The organism is Tolypothrix sp. PCC 7601, assembly GCF_025677855.1.
Lineage (GTDB): Bacteria > Cyanobacteriota > Cyanobacteriia > Cyanobacteriales > Nostocaceae > Aulosira > Aulosira diplosiphon.
The window spans coordinates 105,520-120,935 of the sequence record NZ_CP064879.1 but is presented as its reverse complement, the minus strand read 5'-3'; the positions used below and the strand labels follow the sequence as shown (position 1 = coordinate 120,935).

Genomic DNA, 15,416 nt, shown 5'->3' with positions numbered 1-15,416 from the left:
GGCAAGCAATGGAACTTCGACATTTACGGTACTTTATTGCTGTGGCTGAAGAAAAGAACTTTAGCTATGCAGCGCAACGTTTACATATTGCACAACCTCCCCTCAGTCAGCAGATTAGCGCCCTGGAAGCAGAAATTGGTGTCAAACTCTTCGATCGCAAAAAACGTCCCCTGCAACTCACATCTGCGGGACAAGTATTTTTAGCAGAAGCCAGGTTAGTTTTAACTCAAGTTGAACATGCAATTATTCAAACACAGCGCGCCAGTCGCGGTGAAATTGGTGAATTGGTAGTAGGTACAAATAGTTCTATTGCCAATAGCCTGCTTCCTGATATGCTGCGAATATTCCGCGATCGCTTTCCCTATGTCAAGCTGGTATTACGGGAACTCACAGCAGCACAGCAAATTCAAGAACTACACAATCGCCGTCTAGATATCGCTTTTGATCGCTTACTCAATTCCTATCAACAGAATACTGAGTTGTGTTATTTACCGATTGGGCGCGAGTCTTTGGTGATTGCATTACCAAAAACACATCCTCTCGCTTCTCAGCCAGAAATCCCTCTGCAAGACTTGGCACATGAACCTTTTGTGTTACCTTCTACAGAATTAGTTCCTTCCTATACTGAGATTATTCACCTTTGTGAACAAGCTGGTTTTTTCCCCAATGTCGTTCAAGAAGCCACCTGGATGATTACAGTTCTCAGCTTAGTTGCAGGTGGGGTGGGAGTAGCACTTTTACCCAGCAATGTCCAAAATCTTCAGCGCCAAGGTGTTGTTTATAAACCTATCCAAGGCGCAAATCTCACTAGAGAGATTGTAGTTCTGTGGCGACAAGAAGATACTTCACCCGTTTTGCACGAGTTTCTCAAAGTAATTCAAGAATTAACAAATTGAAAAACTCCATCCCCTTGTGGATGGAGTTTTTGGTTATAGGGAATGGGGCATAGGGCATGGGAAAGATGTTGCTGTGTCCCGCCACAACTCCAAGGTAATACCAATTTTAAAAAATAATGTGACAGATTGTAGGGGCAAGGCATTGCCTTTTCCTCTAGAATATATTGATAAAAATTATTTGAATTTGTATTAATATTTCCAAGAATAAACACTCTTTAGGGGCGCAGTTGTGCGCCCCTAACTATCCACTTCATTTAGTAGAAAAAGCTATTAAATTACTACCACCAAATGCGATTGCCGTTTTCATCAACTCGTGCTTGACGAATTACATCAGAAATTTCTTCAGCGTCTTTCACATGGTGAAGTGCTTTCTTCTCACCATTTGGTTCATCAACAACAAAGTATGTAGGGACTGTAATGTGATCGCCTGTAATATCTGGCGAATCTACAGCAACTTGTTTAGCCTTCTCTTCTACTGACTGTGGTTCGTCAGCAATTCTATCTCCGGGATTGGCTGTTAAGTTTCTTTCTTTGACATTTGGCTCATCTTGAGAATGCCAATCTTCACTTACAGGTTGTCTAATTTGCTCGTTTGATTCATTAGTCATAACTATTGCGGTGATTTAAAACTAGGCATTTACTAACATCAATTTAAAGAATAAAATGCCGTAAGAGTTCTTTCTCTAGAGAGAGTTTGAGAATATTAATTAAAGACAGATGTCTTAAGTTATATATTCATGGCAATATTTATGAAAAACTTCTTGCTTAAGAAATAGTTAATATTAATTTTTTTCTCAGAAGTATGGTGTGTTATTGCTGAGAATGCAACATTTATCACTGCTGAATTTATTTTTTAGGTTGAAAAGGCGTATATTTACCACCTAAAGCTTCGACAATCGTGCGGGTATTGGCTGTCATCATTTTGATATATGTATCGCCTTCACTCCCCTTTGCACCGATGGAGTCGGAATAAAGTTGACGTGGGGCGAGGTTGACTTTAGCTTCTTCGGCTACAGTTTTAATTAAGGCAGGATTGATAGTTGTTTCCGCAAAAATGGCATTAACGCCGATTTTCTTAATTGACTCCACTAATCGCTGTACAGTTTGGGCGCTTGGTTGTTCTTCAGTGCTGATACCGATTAGTGTACCTGCGATCGCAATTTTATAAGCTTGTCCATAATATTGAAAAGCATCATGGGTAGTAACAAGTTTGCGCTTATCTGGGGGAATGGTTTGGATTTGCTGATTAATCCAACTATGCAACTGCTTTAATTCATTGCTAAGTTGGGTGGCATTCTCAGTAAATTCTGCTTTATCTTCGGGCGATAACTCAATTAAACCATCCCGAATTGCATTTACCATTGCGATCGCATTTTCTGCACTACCCCACACATGAGGATCGGGAACGGTTTCACCTTTACCTTTATCTAACTGCAAAGGTTTAACAACTTCTCCCACCGCTAACCGCTTCACACCTCCACCCGCAGCATTCATTAACTTAATTAATCCGGGTTCTAGGTTGTAACCGTTATATAAAATCAAATTCGCTTTTTCCATTACCCGGCTATCTGCTGGTACTGGTTCATAAACGTGAGGATCTGTACCAGGCTTGAGAATTCCTCTTACTTGAATTTCATCGCCGCCAATCTCTTCAGTTAAATCAGCAATGATAGTGCTAGTTGCTACAACTTGCGGTTTCCCATCACTCTGAGAATTACTACCGCTATCCGACTGGCTACAACCAAATAAAGCCAAAGGTAGAAGTATTGCCAAGCATATCTGCGAAAGAATGTATGTGGATTGGGAAAAGGGAGAAGGGGTAATGGGTAATGGGTAATTGGGTGTTTGGTGTTTCTTCCTCATCTCCCTCATCTTCCTCATCACCCCCATGACGGCAGTTGCTACAACGGAGGAGACCTCCGCAACGCACTGCCTCCCCAATGCCCCATGCCCCATGCCCATCTCTTTCTTAAGTATTAGTTTCATTTATCTACAACATTACTTCTATCTATAGATTTTTTCATATTTCTCTCATTTTTATAGTAAGCTCAAGAAATAAAATATGAAAGCACAGTTATGAGAAGTGTTTCTTTTTACAAAAAATTCAGTTTAGCACCGAGAGAATTCTGGGGAAGTCCTACACAAGTTATACAAAACCATGAAATGAAATCTACAGAAGGAATTTATATCTCCCATTTAGGGGTACACTACCGCACGCAAGAAGCATTGCGCGACGTTAATTGCATCATTGAACCAGGTAAACTCACAGGTATTTTTGGCCCGAATGGTGCTGGTAAAAGTACTTTAATGAAGGCGATATTGGGCTTGGTCGCGAAAAGTAGCGGTAATGCTTTATACCAGAATAAACCCTTGATGCAGCAACTAGAGAAAGTTGCTTATGTACCCCAGCGTAGCCAAATTGATTGGACTTACCCGGCGACAGTTTGGGATGTGGTGATGATGGGAAGGGTAAAAAAAACGGGATGGTTGCGTAGTTTTTCCGCAGTTAGCCGTCAGGTAGCAAATAATGCCTTAGAAAGAGTGGGGATGAAAAATTATTGCGATCGCCCCATCGGAGAACTCTCCGGAGGACAGCAGCAGCGAGTATTTTTAGCCCGTGCTTTAGCCCAGCAAGCAGAAATTTTCTGTTTTGATGAACCATTAGTAGGTATCGATCAAAAGACTCAAACAGTAATTTTTGAAGTCTTTCATGAACTCGCAAACGCAGGCAAAATCGTTTTAGTAGTCAACCACGATTTAGGCGAATCTATCACCCACTTTGATGATTTAATATTATTAAACCGAGAATTAATAGCCACAGGTTCAAGACAGCAAGTACTCACCGAAGAAAACTTACAAAGTGCCTATGGTGGAAAAGTGATGTACTTTTCTGATGCAGCTTAAATTGTCATTGGTAATGGGTAATTGGTAATGGGTTATCAGACAAACAACTAATGACAAATGACAAATGACAAATGACAAATAACAAACTATGTTCCAAGCATTAATTGAGCCATTGCAATATGGCTTTATGCAGCGATCGCTGGTGATTGCAATATTAGTCGGGTTGTTGTGTGCTGTCGTTGGTAGCTACTTGATGGTACAACGATTGGCACTGCTGGGAGATGCGATTAGTCACTCAGTTTTACCAGGACTAGCGATCGCCTTTATGGTGGGAGGTAATATTTTTGTTGGGGCTTTTATTGCTGGCGTTGTGAGTACAATGGCGATCGCACTTATTAGAACGCGATCGCCAATCAAAGAAGATGCGGCAATGGGCATAGTTTTCTCAGCATTTTTTGCCCTTGGTATTACCTTAATTACTGTTATTCAAAAAGATAATAAAATTGACCTGAATCACTTTTTATTCGGCAATATTCTGGGTGTAACTATTGATGAAGTAAGAGACACCGCCATCATTGCAGCGATTGTTTTATTAGTTGTAGTTTTACTCTACAAAGAACTGTTATTTTACACCTTCGACCCTTTAGGCGCACAAGCTGCAGGTTTACCAGTTAATCGGCTGAACTTTGGATTAATGCTGCTAATTGCCTTAACAATTGTCGCTAGTATGAAAGCGGTAGGTGTAATTCTTGTCCTTTCACTATTAATTACCCCTGGTGCGACAGCTTATTTATTAGTGAAACGCCTCAACCAAGTAATGATTTTAGGTGCAGTTATTGGCGTAATTTCTAGTACTAGCGGCATGTATTTGAGCTACTTTTATAATTTACCCTCAGGCCCCGCGATTGTATTAGTAGTATCGGGATTATTTGTCTTAGCATTATTATTTAGTCCGCGACACGGGATATTTGCACCGCAACAGAAAAAGGAAATTGTCGAGAAGTAAATCTAGTGAATGCAAGATGTTCAAATCCCCGACTTTTTGGAAAAGTCGGGGATTTATACCAATTCAAATAAATATATTCTAGATGGCACAGCGTGCCGTGCCCCTACAATCTGCTGCATTCTTTTTTCCAATTGGTATTACCCAACAAAAAACCGAACAATAATTTTGGAGGGGGTTTGGGGGACGCAACCGTCACCCAATCGGGGGTTTGGGGGAGAATCCCCCAATTCTTCTAGCTTCTTTAATCAGTGATACAAAATCAAAAAATGTTCGCGACGCATCAATATATTCCAGAGGGTACGGCGTGCCGTGCCCCTACAATCTGTCGCATTCTTTTTTCCAATTGGTATTATTTGTTCGTGAGGTGATCGCATTCATCAAGTTATTGATTATATAACCCAAAAGATGACTTAACTTCCCATACATCTTTTATTCTTTCCAGATAAACTATGCTGCCATACTGAGGAGGCCCGGCGGGACAATGGGCGTATATTTGAATTAATGCTTGGGAAAAATCAACAGAAAACCCTGGTCGAGTCAACCAATAAAAAACAGACCACCGATAATCATAATTATTACAAAGTTGCTGACACTGTTGTTCAGAAATGAGCGTGAGTTGATCGTTAATCAGCAATGGACTCAATAAGCTAGATTGATGATTGCTCATTACCCAATCGTCATAAGTCTCTTTTTTGACATTGTAAGAACTCTCAAAAAATGAGCCGCAGGGTGAAAGTTGCAAAAACTTGATGTTGTCCCAGGGAATAACTTCTCCCTTAGCTGTTGGAGAAAAAATCACAGTAGAGGTTGCAATCAGGTATGCTCCCGCCATCCTGTAATTTTGAATTACAGCAGAAAAAACCTGTGATTCATGTTGCGATCGCATTTTTTCTCTCATCTGCTAACAAAGACAATTATCAGTATATTTACTAATTTTAATTTATTAATATTGTTATTTTTGCAATTTATATTATTGCTGTAACAAGGAGCGCGATCGCGTGATGCAGACAATCTGAGCGTCAGCAATATAATGTATAATCCCGGACAGTTGAACTCCGCTCACGGGGATAAGTATGGATAGAGCGCTCATAGATAGGCTGATAGAGACTGTTCACCAAGAGTTAATTCCTAAATTACAGATTGAAAGTATAGCTCCCCACGATCCAGTAAAAATCAGCTATCTTCCCTATCCTTGGGAAAAAGTGGGAGCAGGAAATTACGCTGCGGTAGTCTATCACCCAGATTACCCCAACTGGGTTGTCAAAATTTATGCACCTGGACGGCCTGGTTTTGAAGAAGAGGTAGAAGTTTACCACCGTTTAGGTTCTCATCCAGCTTACTCGGAATGTTTATATGCTAAAGATGGTCTTTTAATTTTGAAGCGGTTATATGGGGTGACTCTTTATGATGCTATTCAACGCGGATTGCGTATCCCTAAGCAAGTAATCCAAGATATCGATGAAGCTTTAGAGTATGCGCGGATGCGGGGATTATATCCCCATGATGTACATGGGCGAAACGTGATGATGTATGAAGGAAGAGGATTAGTTGTAGATATTTCCGACTTTCTTCATGAAGATAAATGTGCCAAATGGGATAACCTCAAAAGAGCATACTATTGGTTATATCGCCCCATCCTCGCCCCATTACGGCTGAAAATTCCCTATTTTTTACTAGATGCTGTTCGTAAGGTTTATCGCTTCTTCTCTAAATTAAAAAAATCTGCTGAGGGTATTTTGTCTAAAACTTCGAGAAAAAACAACAAAACAACATATCTATAAATCCCCCAGTCCCCAATCCCCATTACCCCTTATCCCCAGAGGGGGCCCCGAGTTCCCCAATCCCCAATCCCCAATTCAGTGATACCTTGAAACAAGAGGAGAACTGAGGCTTTTCCATGCCAATTTACGTTTACTGGGGTGAAGATGATTTTGCCATAGAAAAGGCGGTGGCTGCATTATGCGATCGCATCCTCGATCCCCTATGGACAAGTTTTAACTACAGTTCCTTGCTTCCAGATCAAGCTGATGCGGTGATTCAGGGATTAAATGAAGTGATGACACCCAGTTTTGGCGCTGGTGGAAGGTTAGTCTGGCTAGTAAATACTACTCTGTGTCAGCATTGTCCAGATAATGTGTTGGCTGAACTAACGCGCACCTTACCTGTGATTCCCGAAAATTCATTTTTATTGCTCACCAGTCGCAACAAACCCGATGAACGTTTAAAATCGACGAAATTTTTAAAACAACAAGCTACTGAGTTTCGAGAATTTCCCCTGATTCCCCCCTGGAAAACAGAGTTACTCGTACAAGCAGTACATCAAGCTGCTCATAGCACAGGTGTTAAACTCACAGCTAAGGCGATGGAAGTGATTGCAGAATCCGTAGGCAACGATACCCGCCTCCTCTACAATGAAATGGAGAAATTGCGGCTCTATGGTGCGGCTAGCAATCAGCCTCTAGATGTAGATAGTGTTACCAAGTTAGTCAGAAATACTACGCAAAATAGTTTACAATTAGCAGCAGCCATCAGAAATGGCGATACAGCTCAAGCCTTAGCCACCTTAAGCGATTTAATCAATGCTTCCGAGCCTGGTTTACGCATAGTAGCTACCTTGATTGGTCAATTTCGCACCTGGCTATGGGTAAAAATTATGATGGAAAGCGGTGAGCGCAATCCCCAAGAGATTGCGAAAGCTGCAGAAATCGGTAACCCCAAACGTATTTACTTTTTACAACAGGAAGTCAAATTCCTTTCTGTACAGCAACTCATCTCGATTTTACCTCTGCTCCTAGACTTAGAAGTTAGTCTCAAGCAAGGATATTCAGATATTACAACACTGCAGACAAAGGTGATAGAACTTTGTCAAGTGGCTAGAGGAAGTAGAGCATAAATATAAAAATTTAATGGATTAAGAACTTTCTGGAACTTCTTACTTCTAAAATAATTCACAGTCATTATCGTATTGCTACTCTAGTTCTGTGTCATACACCGTATGAAAAACATTGCTGATTTCTGTTTCCCAGTAAGCTGGCAAAAAATGCTTTCTCAAAGTCTGTCTTACAGTGCGATCGCCACTGCTAGTTTAGTCGCCAGCGTTTTAATAGTAAGTGGTAAAGTTAATGCTCAAAGTCCTCAACCAGTAAATAATGATGAGGTTAATAATTATGCTCAAGCCGTACTAGCAATGGAACCGGCTCGTCAACAAGCCTTTGACGAAATTAAAAAAATTATCGGTGGAAGTGAAATTCCTAAGATAATTTGTAATGACTCCAAAACTATCAGTGGTCTGCCAAAAAAAGCGCAAGATGTTGCAGTAAATTACTGTACTCGCTCTCAAAAAATAGTTGAAGATAATGGGTTGACTATTACACGTTTCAACCAAATTACTGTCAATATCCAAAGCGACGAAAACTTAAAACTGAAAATTTACAATCGATTATTAACTATCCAAAATTCTGCCAAACCTCGCTAAAGACAAATTCATTAATCCTCAACAATAGCAAATGCCAAATTCATAATTATGCAAAATATTAGTTAGGATTAATTATATGTTTAGCCTCCAAAAATATTGATATTTTGAATTACTGACTAACTGCTAATTCAGGGTTCAATATCCTAATTTATTAGTGGCATCAATGCAACATCCTCATTTCTAAATTGCTAAACAAGCGGATTGATCCTTAGGGTCAATCCAAAATTTCAACTTTTATAACTAATGTTGCATTTCCAAAAATGCCTGTCTTTTAGCATGGATATTCTTCATGTGCTTCTTGACAGTATTCACAGTGATATACAACTTCGTAGCAATATCTTTATAGCTATATTTTCCTCGATAAAGAGACCAAATTTCTGCTTCTCTCGGTGTCAAATCATATTTTTTCACTTCTGCGATCGCAATATTTTTAAGAGATTGATATTGATTCTCAATCGTAACTAAGAAATAAGGCATCTGCATACTATTTAAATTTAACCATCTCACCCGAATCCGAAAAACTGTAGTTTGATTAAATACAATTTCATCTGACAGTATCAGCCCTTGATTATCTGTAAAACTGCGACTGTCAATTAAAGATTGGCACAAATGCTGGATGACTGGATGAATAAATTTTTCGTGGCAATTTTCTAGATTCAACTGCAAACAAATTTGGTCGGCAGATGCGTTGGCGTGTAATAGTTCACCCGTCTCATTTAAAATTAAAATTCCATCTTCTAAGTTCTCAATTACTGCTTGAAAAAAATAAACTTGCATTAAGTCAGGATAATTCAGAATCTCTGAATTTTGTACTTTAATGTTTGGTGTAGTAGCAGTTTGAGTGAGAGTAGTCATATAGTAATGAATCTTAAAAGGATATTTTCTGTAATAAATTCCATGACATAGATGCATATTGCTAAAAGCCCTATGCATCTATAGCCAAATATGGAGTTTTATTGATAGCAGCAAAAGTAATAGTGCTACTGGCTAAAAAATGCTAATTGCTGAGTTTAGATTAAAAATACTATTTTCAGTAATTAGTTAGCAATACACTTATCTGCAATATAATTTACATACAACACTTTAATTATGTATTTCGGATGAAGTTGATATTGCGTCGAGTGTTGGGTGTTTGGTACTTGTGATTTCTCGGCTGACTCATCTATGTTTGTAGGATGCGTTAGCAGTGAGAGTACGGCATCCGCCAACGCTGCTGATCTACCATTGAACGTAAAATCATACCCATAGAATCACCCTAGGGATGATTAATAGCGATAGATAATACTACTAGACTGGCAAGGAAAAACTCATTTTTGATACATATTATCTATGGTAGACACTTATATTCTTGACCTATTGGTCATTGGTCTACTTTTGCTCATAGTTACATTAGGTTCTGGCTGGATTTCGCGTCTACCTCTTTCCTTTGCTCTCATCTATCTAGTGGTTGGTATTTTCTTAGGGCCTTATGGCTTTGGACTGATTCAATTGCGGCGAGATGATGTATTTAATGCGGAATTTCTAGAACGCATCACAGAACTTGTAGTGATTATTTCTGTATTTAGTTGCGGATTAAAAATAATCCGACCACTAAAATTAGGAATTTGGGATATTACAGCCCGCCTAATTGGATTTTTGATGCCAATTTCTATTTTTGCTTTGGCTGCTGTGAGCAAATTTTTTTTGGGGATGAATTGGGGAGAAGCGATTTTATTAGCAGCAATTCTCGCACCAACTGACCCAGTATTAGCCTCAGAAGTTCAGCTAACAGATGTCAATGACCAAGATGAGTTACGCTTTGGTTTAACTTCCGAAGGTGGGTTAAATGATGCTTTAGCCTTTCCCTTCGTTTATTTTGGCATTTATGCCATCAAAGATAGTAATTGGGATAACTGGTTAAAGAGTTGGTTATTAGTCGATGTCATTTGGGCGATCGCATCTGGTATATTCATGGGAATTATTGTTGCCAAAGCAGTAGTTTGGATTGATAAAAAAGTCCAAACCCGCCGCCGCGCCGATGAATTGATGGAAGACTTTATCGCTATTAGTATAATTTTTCTGACTTATTCTTTAACAGAAATTGTTAATGGCTATGGATTTTTAGCAGTATTTGTGGCTGGTTTAGTTGCTCAACGCAGTTACCAAGATCCAGAAAAACCTCTAGCCCAATTGGGATTTATAGAAAAATTAGAAAAGCTCTTAGAAGTAGGCACGATTTTAATATTGGGAACGATATTGCTGGTACAACCAATGCTCAATTATGCGTTCCAATCTTTAATGGTAATAGTGTTATTATTTTTCGTCATCCGACCCATAGGAGTTTGGATTAGTACCATAGGTAAACGTCCTTTAGATTCCCCTCGCCGCACTTTACATTCTGGAACTCGCTGGTTATTGGGTTGGTTTGGTATTCGTGGAGTTGGTTCTTTATATTATCTTGCCTATGCATTTGGTAATGGCGTAAAAGGTGAACCTGCTGAACAAATTTCTTGGATAACTTACACCACAATTGTTGTCTCTGTAATTTTGCATGGAATTACCTCCACTCCCTTAATGAAGTGGTATGAAAAACATATCGCTAGCCGACAAAAACCTCATATCCCTGCCACAATTGATGAATTTGAATAATTTTGGGTTTGGTGTTTGGTCATTTGGGTAATGGGTAATTGGTATTTGGTATTTGGTATTTGGTATTTGTTATTTTTCCCCCCTGCTTTTTCCCAGTCCCCAGTCCCCATTACCCCTTATCCCCAGAGGGGGCCCCGAGTTCCCCAATCCCCATTACCCCTTATCCCCAGAGGGGGCCCCGAGTTCCCCAATCCCCAATCCCCAATCCCCAATCCCCATTACCCAATTTCCAACATTACCTCATGCAAAGTATTCAATAAAACCTGCGCTGTAAAAGGTTTGGCTAAGAATTCTCGGATACCAAGGAGCTGTTTTTGCTCATGTGGCTCATAGGCCATTAGTCCACTCATAGCAATAATTTGCACATCTGGATTCATGCGCTGTAACATCTGTATCGTTTGTGAACCATCCATGACGGGCATCATCATATCTATTAACACCACGCTGATGTCATCTATATACTGGGCATAAAGTGCTAAAGCTCCAATGCCATCGCTAGCGGTTAAAACTCTGTAATTATGGGTTTCTAAGGTAGTTTTAGCAATCTCGCAAATGGAAACTTCGTCATCTACTACCAAAATTAATTCGTTATTTCCACTTGGTAGGTTTGTATTGGTGACTGTATTGGTTTCTGTGGCTTCTCTACTAGGTAAGTAAACTTTAAAACTGCTTCCCTGTCCTACTTCACTGTGTACACTGACAAAACCATTGTGGCTTTTAATAATGCTCATGACCGTAGAAAGCCCTAAACCTGTGCCTTTTCCGACTTCTTTGGTAGTAAAAAATGGCTCAAAGATGTGGTTAATAATTTCTGAGGGAATACCTGTTCCTGTATCAGCAATAGTGATGACAACATAAAAACCCGCTTCGGAATTCCCATACATTTGAGCATAATTTTCATCAATCCACAGGTTTTCGGCAGTAATGCTGAGAATACCACCATCGGGCATGGCATCACGGGCATTCACGCATAGATTCATCAGTACTTGATGCAGTTGTGTGGCATCGGCAAAAACTGTCCACAGATTAGGATTGATATCAGTTTTGGTTTCAATAGATTTGGGAAAGGTTCTGTGAGCAACCTGCGCGATATCTGAGAGCAAATGTCTGACTTGCACCAGTGTGCGGCTTCCTTCCACTCCGCGAGTAAAGGAGAGAATTTGCTGCACTAAATCAGCACCTCGCCTTGCACTACTTTCCAATATCTCTAGTAGTTGCTGACTATTTTCATCTAAATCGGGAAATTTTGCGGGTAATAGTTGAGCAGTTGCCAAGATGGGCGTGAGAATGTTGTTGAAATCATGAGCAATACCGCTAGCGAGGCTACCCAAGCTTTCAAGGCGTTGAGTGCGGAGAAATTGCGCCTCTAGTTGCTTTTTTTGGGTGATATCGGTACTGACTTTGAGAATAGACTTGGGGTTACCAGCTTCATCACGCATCAGCGTCCAGCGACTTTCTACGATGATGTCTTTGCCATCTTTGGTGACTTGCTGCAGTTCACCTTGCCATTTACCTTCTGTGGCTAAGATTGCCTGGATTTCTGAGAATGATAATGAAGGCTCAGGATTTTTCCTTAAAAGGAAAGTAGCATTTGTGCCGAGAATTTCTGCTGTCGTCCATCCGTAAAGCCTTTCTGCACCTTTATTCCAGAAGAGGATATGATTGTTCAGGTTACAAACTGCGATCGCATCTATGGATATATCCAATAAAGCTGCTTGTTCATAGATCTTTTGTGCTGATTGTTTGCGATCGGTAATATCTTCAAATGTACCGACATGGCCTAAGAATCGTCTTTCTGTAGAATACATTGGGCTAGCTAACGCCCGCACCCAGCGAATTTCATCTTGGGGGGTAAGTAGCCTATACTCGTCAACCCAAGTACTTTGTTCTAAGACTGTTCTTTGCCAATCCTGAGAAACTTCAGCTCTATCTTCTGGGTGAACGGCTTGAATCCAGCCATAGCCTACGCTCTGCTGTTCGCTGAAGCCGGAAATGTCATACCATAACGGATTGCTATATATCAGGTGCCCTTGGGCATCAGTTTGAAAGATAGCCAGAGGAGCCGAAGCACAAAGCGTGCGGAAGCGGTCTTCACTTTCTCGAAAAGCCTGTTCTGCACTATGCCTTTTATATCTTTCCTGTGCCTCTCGCAACTCTCGCTCTACCGCAGGCACTAGGCGGGCCATATTACCCTTGATTATATAGTCGTGCGCCCCAGCTTTCATGGCCGCAACCGCAATATCCTCGCCAATTGTGCCGGACACAATAATAAATGGTAAATCTAGCTTTTGGCTTTGTAGGAGTTCTAGGGCTGCTAAACCACTAAAGGCAGGTAGGCTGTAATCTGCAATGATGATATCCCATAATTTTTGATTAAGGGCGGCCAGCATAGAGGCTGCGGTATCAACACGCACATATTCAACATGGTATCCACCCCGACGCAACTCTCTTAAAACTAGGAGAGTATCATCTTCAGAATCTTCAACAATTAGAACACGCAGGTGGGGTTTCATTGTCACTGACTTCCTAAACAGGCGGTGTCTCGTTCATTAGGAGCCAGTACATTCCAAGTTGCCGGACTGCTTCTGTAAACTGGAGAAAATCTACAGGTTTGCGAATATAACTGTTGCAACCCAAACTATAACTTTTCACTAAATCTTGTTCTTCGCTAGAAGTGGTGAGAATTACTACAGGTAATAAGCTAGTGCGTTTGTCTTCTCGCAAGCGACGCAATACTTCCATACCATCAACGCGGGGTAGCTTGAGATCTAACAAAATCACAGTCGGTTTAATGTTAATATTTCGACCAGCATGAATTCCAGTCCCAAATAGATAATCTAGCGCTTCTACTCCATCACGAGCTACTACTATCTCATTGCTGATGTGATTGCGCCTGAGTGCCCGAATAGCTAAAGCTTCGTCATCAGGATTATCTTCCACCAACAGAATCATCTTATTGCTTATGCTCATCCACCCACCTCCTCTGCTACTAATGTAAAGTAAAAAGTAGCGCCCTGTTCGACAATTCCTTCTGCCCACACCCGGCCACCATGCCGATGTACAATGCGTTGCACTATGGCCAGCCCAATGCCTGTGCCAGGAAATTCATCTATTCTGTGTAGCCGTTGAAAGGGGCTAAATAATTTGTTGGCGTAAGCCATATCAAAGCCAGCACCATCATCGCGAATAAAGTAAACGGGAATGCCACTTGCTTGAGTGATAGCGCCAACCTCAATTTTGGCTTGAGTGTGCTTGCTAGTGAATTTCCATGCATTATCTAGTAAGTTTGTCAATAACATCTGCAACAGTCGGCTATCTCCTCGAGCCATCAGCCCCGGTTGAATGATGTACTCAACCTGTTGTCTTGGATGCCTTTCTTGCATTTCTGTGCAGATTTGCCTAGCTAATGCACTTAAATCCACAAATTCCAACTGCATCTCACTACGCATCAACCGGGATAAGTTCAGCAAATCATCAATTAATTGCCCCATGCGCTGAGTAGCTGACCGAATGCGCCGGAGGTAGTCTTGGGCTGTATCATCCAATTCTCCTTCGTAGTCTTCCAATAGGGCTTGGCTGAAGCCATCAATACTACGTAATGGGGCACGTAGGTCATGGGAAACTGAGTAACTAAAAGCCTCTAATTCCCTATTTACTGCTTGTAGTTCAATAATTGCTCGTTGCAATCCTTGGTTGAGGCTACGAACTGCTTGTTCAGCTTGCTGGCGTTCTTCGACTTCTGCTTGGACATCGGCTAATAGTTCGGCGTGCTGTAAAGCCACTGCTAGATGATTGGCAATTTGGGTAGCAAACTCAATTTCTGTATTGTGCCATGTTCGGGAAGTACGACATTGATGTACACACAGTAATCCCCAGAGGTTATTACCTTGTAACAGAGGTACTACTAAGTTAGCTTTGATGTGAAATTGCGCCAGTACCTGAATATGGCAATCACTTAGCCCACAATTGTAAATATCCGCAACTGCTTGCACCCTTCCCTGCTGATATTGAACTGCAAACTGCTCCCCAAAGCAATGGTCATGGATTCTTTGCGCCATCGCTGACGGAAAAGCTGGGTCTACATCCTCCGAAACAAATTCTCCATCATCCCAACCAGAATCGGGATAGAAACGAAACATCCCCACTCTATCTGCTAGCAACAGTTGACGCACCTCTGTGGCTGTAGCTTGAAAAATTGTTTCTAAGTCGATTGGTTCCCGCAGGCGAGTAATTACACGAAATAATGCTTTTTGCTGCTCAATCAGAAAATTGGCTTGATTAATTTCTTGGTGTAAGGATTGGACTTCTTCTGTGAAAATCTGCTGGATATTTTGAAATAAAGCTTCATCTCGGCATAAATCCTGCAGTCTTGCCAATCTCTCTGGGTTCATTCTTTTTTTTCGGGTGCTGGTAGTGGTTTGTGGAGAAAGGGAATAGGAAGAGTTAGTAGTAATGAGAGTATTGTAGGCGATCGCATAACACTCAGTGCTGAGTCCTGAATCAACCCATTACCCATTACCCAATCCCCATTACCCCTTATCCCCAGAGGGGGCCCCGAGTTCCCCAA

At 40.9% G+C, this 15,416-nt stretch carries 15 protein-coding genes; 7 read left to right on the top strand and 8 right to left on the bottom strand.

The window, feature by feature from the left end:
• Positions 1–8: 8 nt before the first annotated feature.
• Positions 9–896 (top strand): LysR substrate-binding domain-containing protein, encoded by an 888-nt coding sequence (locus HG267_RS00485; RefSeq protein WP_045867484.1) that lies wholly within the window; start codon positions 9–11, stop codon positions 894–896.
• 278 nt (positions 897–1,174) lie between these two features.
• On the opposite strand, the gene HG267_RS00480 is transcribed toward HG267_RS00485, so the two are convergent.
• Positions 1,175–1,504 (bottom strand): hypothetical protein, encoded by a 330-nt coding sequence (locus tag HG267_RS00480; protein WP_045867485.1) that lies wholly within the window; start codon positions 1,502–1,504, stop codon positions 1,175–1,177.
• Between the two features lie 238 nt (positions 1,505–1,742).
• The gene (locus HG267_RS00475; RefSeq protein ID WP_045867486.1) at positions 1,743–2,759 is read right to left on the bottom strand and encodes a metal ABC transporter substrate-binding protein; all 1,017 of its coding nucleotides are present in this window, start codon (positions 2,757–2,759) and stop codon (positions 1,743–1,745) included.
• 300 nt (positions 2,760–3,059) lie between these two features.
• Between HG267_RS00475 and HG267_RS00470 the strand changes: the two genes are divergently transcribed.
• Both HG267_RS00470 and HG267_RS00465 read left to right on the top strand, forming a co-directional pair.
• Positions 3,060–3,800: a metal ABC transporter ATP-binding protein gene (locus HG267_RS00470; RefSeq protein WP_369792163.1), complete on the top strand. Its 741-nt coding sequence runs from the start codon at positions 3,060–3,062 to the stop codon at positions 3,798–3,800.
• Positions 3,801–3,888: 88 nt separating this feature from the next.
• Positions 3,889–4,746 (top strand): metal ABC transporter permease, encoded by an 858-nt coding sequence (locus tag HG267_RS00465; protein WP_045867488.1) that lies wholly within the window; start codon positions 3,889–3,891, stop codon positions 4,744–4,746.
• A 382-nt stretch (positions 4,747–5,128) separates the two neighbouring features.
• Here HG267_RS00465 and HG267_RS00460 read toward each other — a convergent pair whose 3' ends face one another.
• On the bottom strand, positions 5,129–5,632 hold the full coding sequence (locus HG267_RS00460; RefSeq protein WP_045867489.1) for a hypothetical protein: 504 nt from the start codon (positions 5,630–5,632) through the stop codon (positions 5,129–5,131).
• Between the two features lie 187 nt (positions 5,633–5,819).
• Here HG267_RS00460 and HG267_RS00455 point away from each other — a divergent pair, with 187 nt between their 5' ends.
• The 3 genes from HG267_RS00455 to HG267_RS00445 all read left to right on the top strand — a co-directional run bounded on the left by HG267_RS00455 (position 5,820) and on the right by HG267_RS00445 (position 8,221).
• Positions 5,820–6,527, top strand: a complete 708-nt coding sequence (locus HG267_RS00455; RefSeq protein ID WP_045867490.1) for a hypothetical protein — start codon at positions 5,820–5,822, stop codon at positions 6,525–6,527.
• Between the two features lie 116 nt (positions 6,528–6,643).
• Positions 6,644–7,639: a DNA polymerase III subunit delta gene (gene holA / locus HG267_RS00450; RefSeq protein ID WP_045867491.1), complete on the top strand. Its 996-nt coding sequence runs from the start codon at positions 6,644–6,646 to the stop codon at positions 7,637–7,639.
• A gap of 102 nt (positions 7,640–7,741) precedes the next feature.
• On the top strand, positions 7,742–8,221 hold the full coding sequence (locus HG267_RS00445) for a DUF4168 domain-containing protein (protein ID WP_045867492.1): 480 nt from the start codon (positions 7,742–7,744) through the stop codon (positions 8,219–8,221).
• 240 nt (positions 8,222–8,461) lie between these two features.
• On the opposite strand, the gene HG267_RS00440 is transcribed toward HG267_RS00445, so the two are convergent.
• Positions 8,462–9,076, bottom strand: a complete 615-nt coding sequence (locus HG267_RS00440; protein ID WP_096621640.1) for a helix-turn-helix transcriptional regulator — start codon at positions 9,074–9,076, stop codon at positions 8,462–8,464.
• Between the two features lie 474 nt (positions 9,077–9,550).
• Between HG267_RS00440 and HG267_RS00435 the strand changes: the two genes are divergently transcribed.
• The gene (locus tag HG267_RS00435) at positions 9,551–10,849 is read left to right on the top strand and encodes a cation:proton antiporter (protein ID WP_045867493.1); all 1,299 of its coding nucleotides are present in this window, start codon (positions 9,551–9,553) and stop codon (positions 10,847–10,849) included.
• 218 nt (positions 10,850–11,067) lie between these two features.
• Here the strand turns inward: HG267_RS00435 and HG267_RS00430 are convergent, their stop codons facing one another.
• The 4 genes from HG267_RS00430 to HG267_RS00415 are packed head-to-tail and all read right to left on the bottom strand — an operon-like array spanning position 11,068 to position 15,365.
• Positions 11,068–13,362, bottom strand: coding sequence for a PAS domain S-box protein (locus HG267_RS00430; RefSeq protein ID WP_045867494.1), 2,295 nt, complete (start codon positions 13,360–13,362; stop codon positions 11,068–11,070).
• Between the two features lie 13 nt (positions 13,363–13,375).
• Positions 13,376–13,819, bottom strand: coding sequence for a response regulator (locus tag HG267_RS00425; protein ID WP_045867495.1), 444 nt, complete (start codon positions 13,817–13,819; stop codon positions 13,376–13,378).
• Positions 13,816–15,240, bottom strand: a complete 1,425-nt coding sequence (locus tag HG267_RS00420) for a GAF domain-containing protein (RefSeq protein WP_045867496.1) — start codon at positions 15,238–15,240, stop codon at positions 13,816–13,818. Before HG267_RS00420 ends, HG267_RS00425 begins: the two co-directional genes overlap by 4 nt.
• Complete coding sequence (locus tag HG267_RS00415; RefSeq protein WP_255325125.1) at positions 15,237–15,365, bottom strand: hypothetical protein; 129 nt, start codon at positions 15,363–15,365, stop codon at positions 15,237–15,239. Before HG267_RS00415 ends, HG267_RS00420 begins: the two co-directional genes overlap by 4 nt.
• Positions 15,366–15,416: the final 51 nt, after the last annotated feature.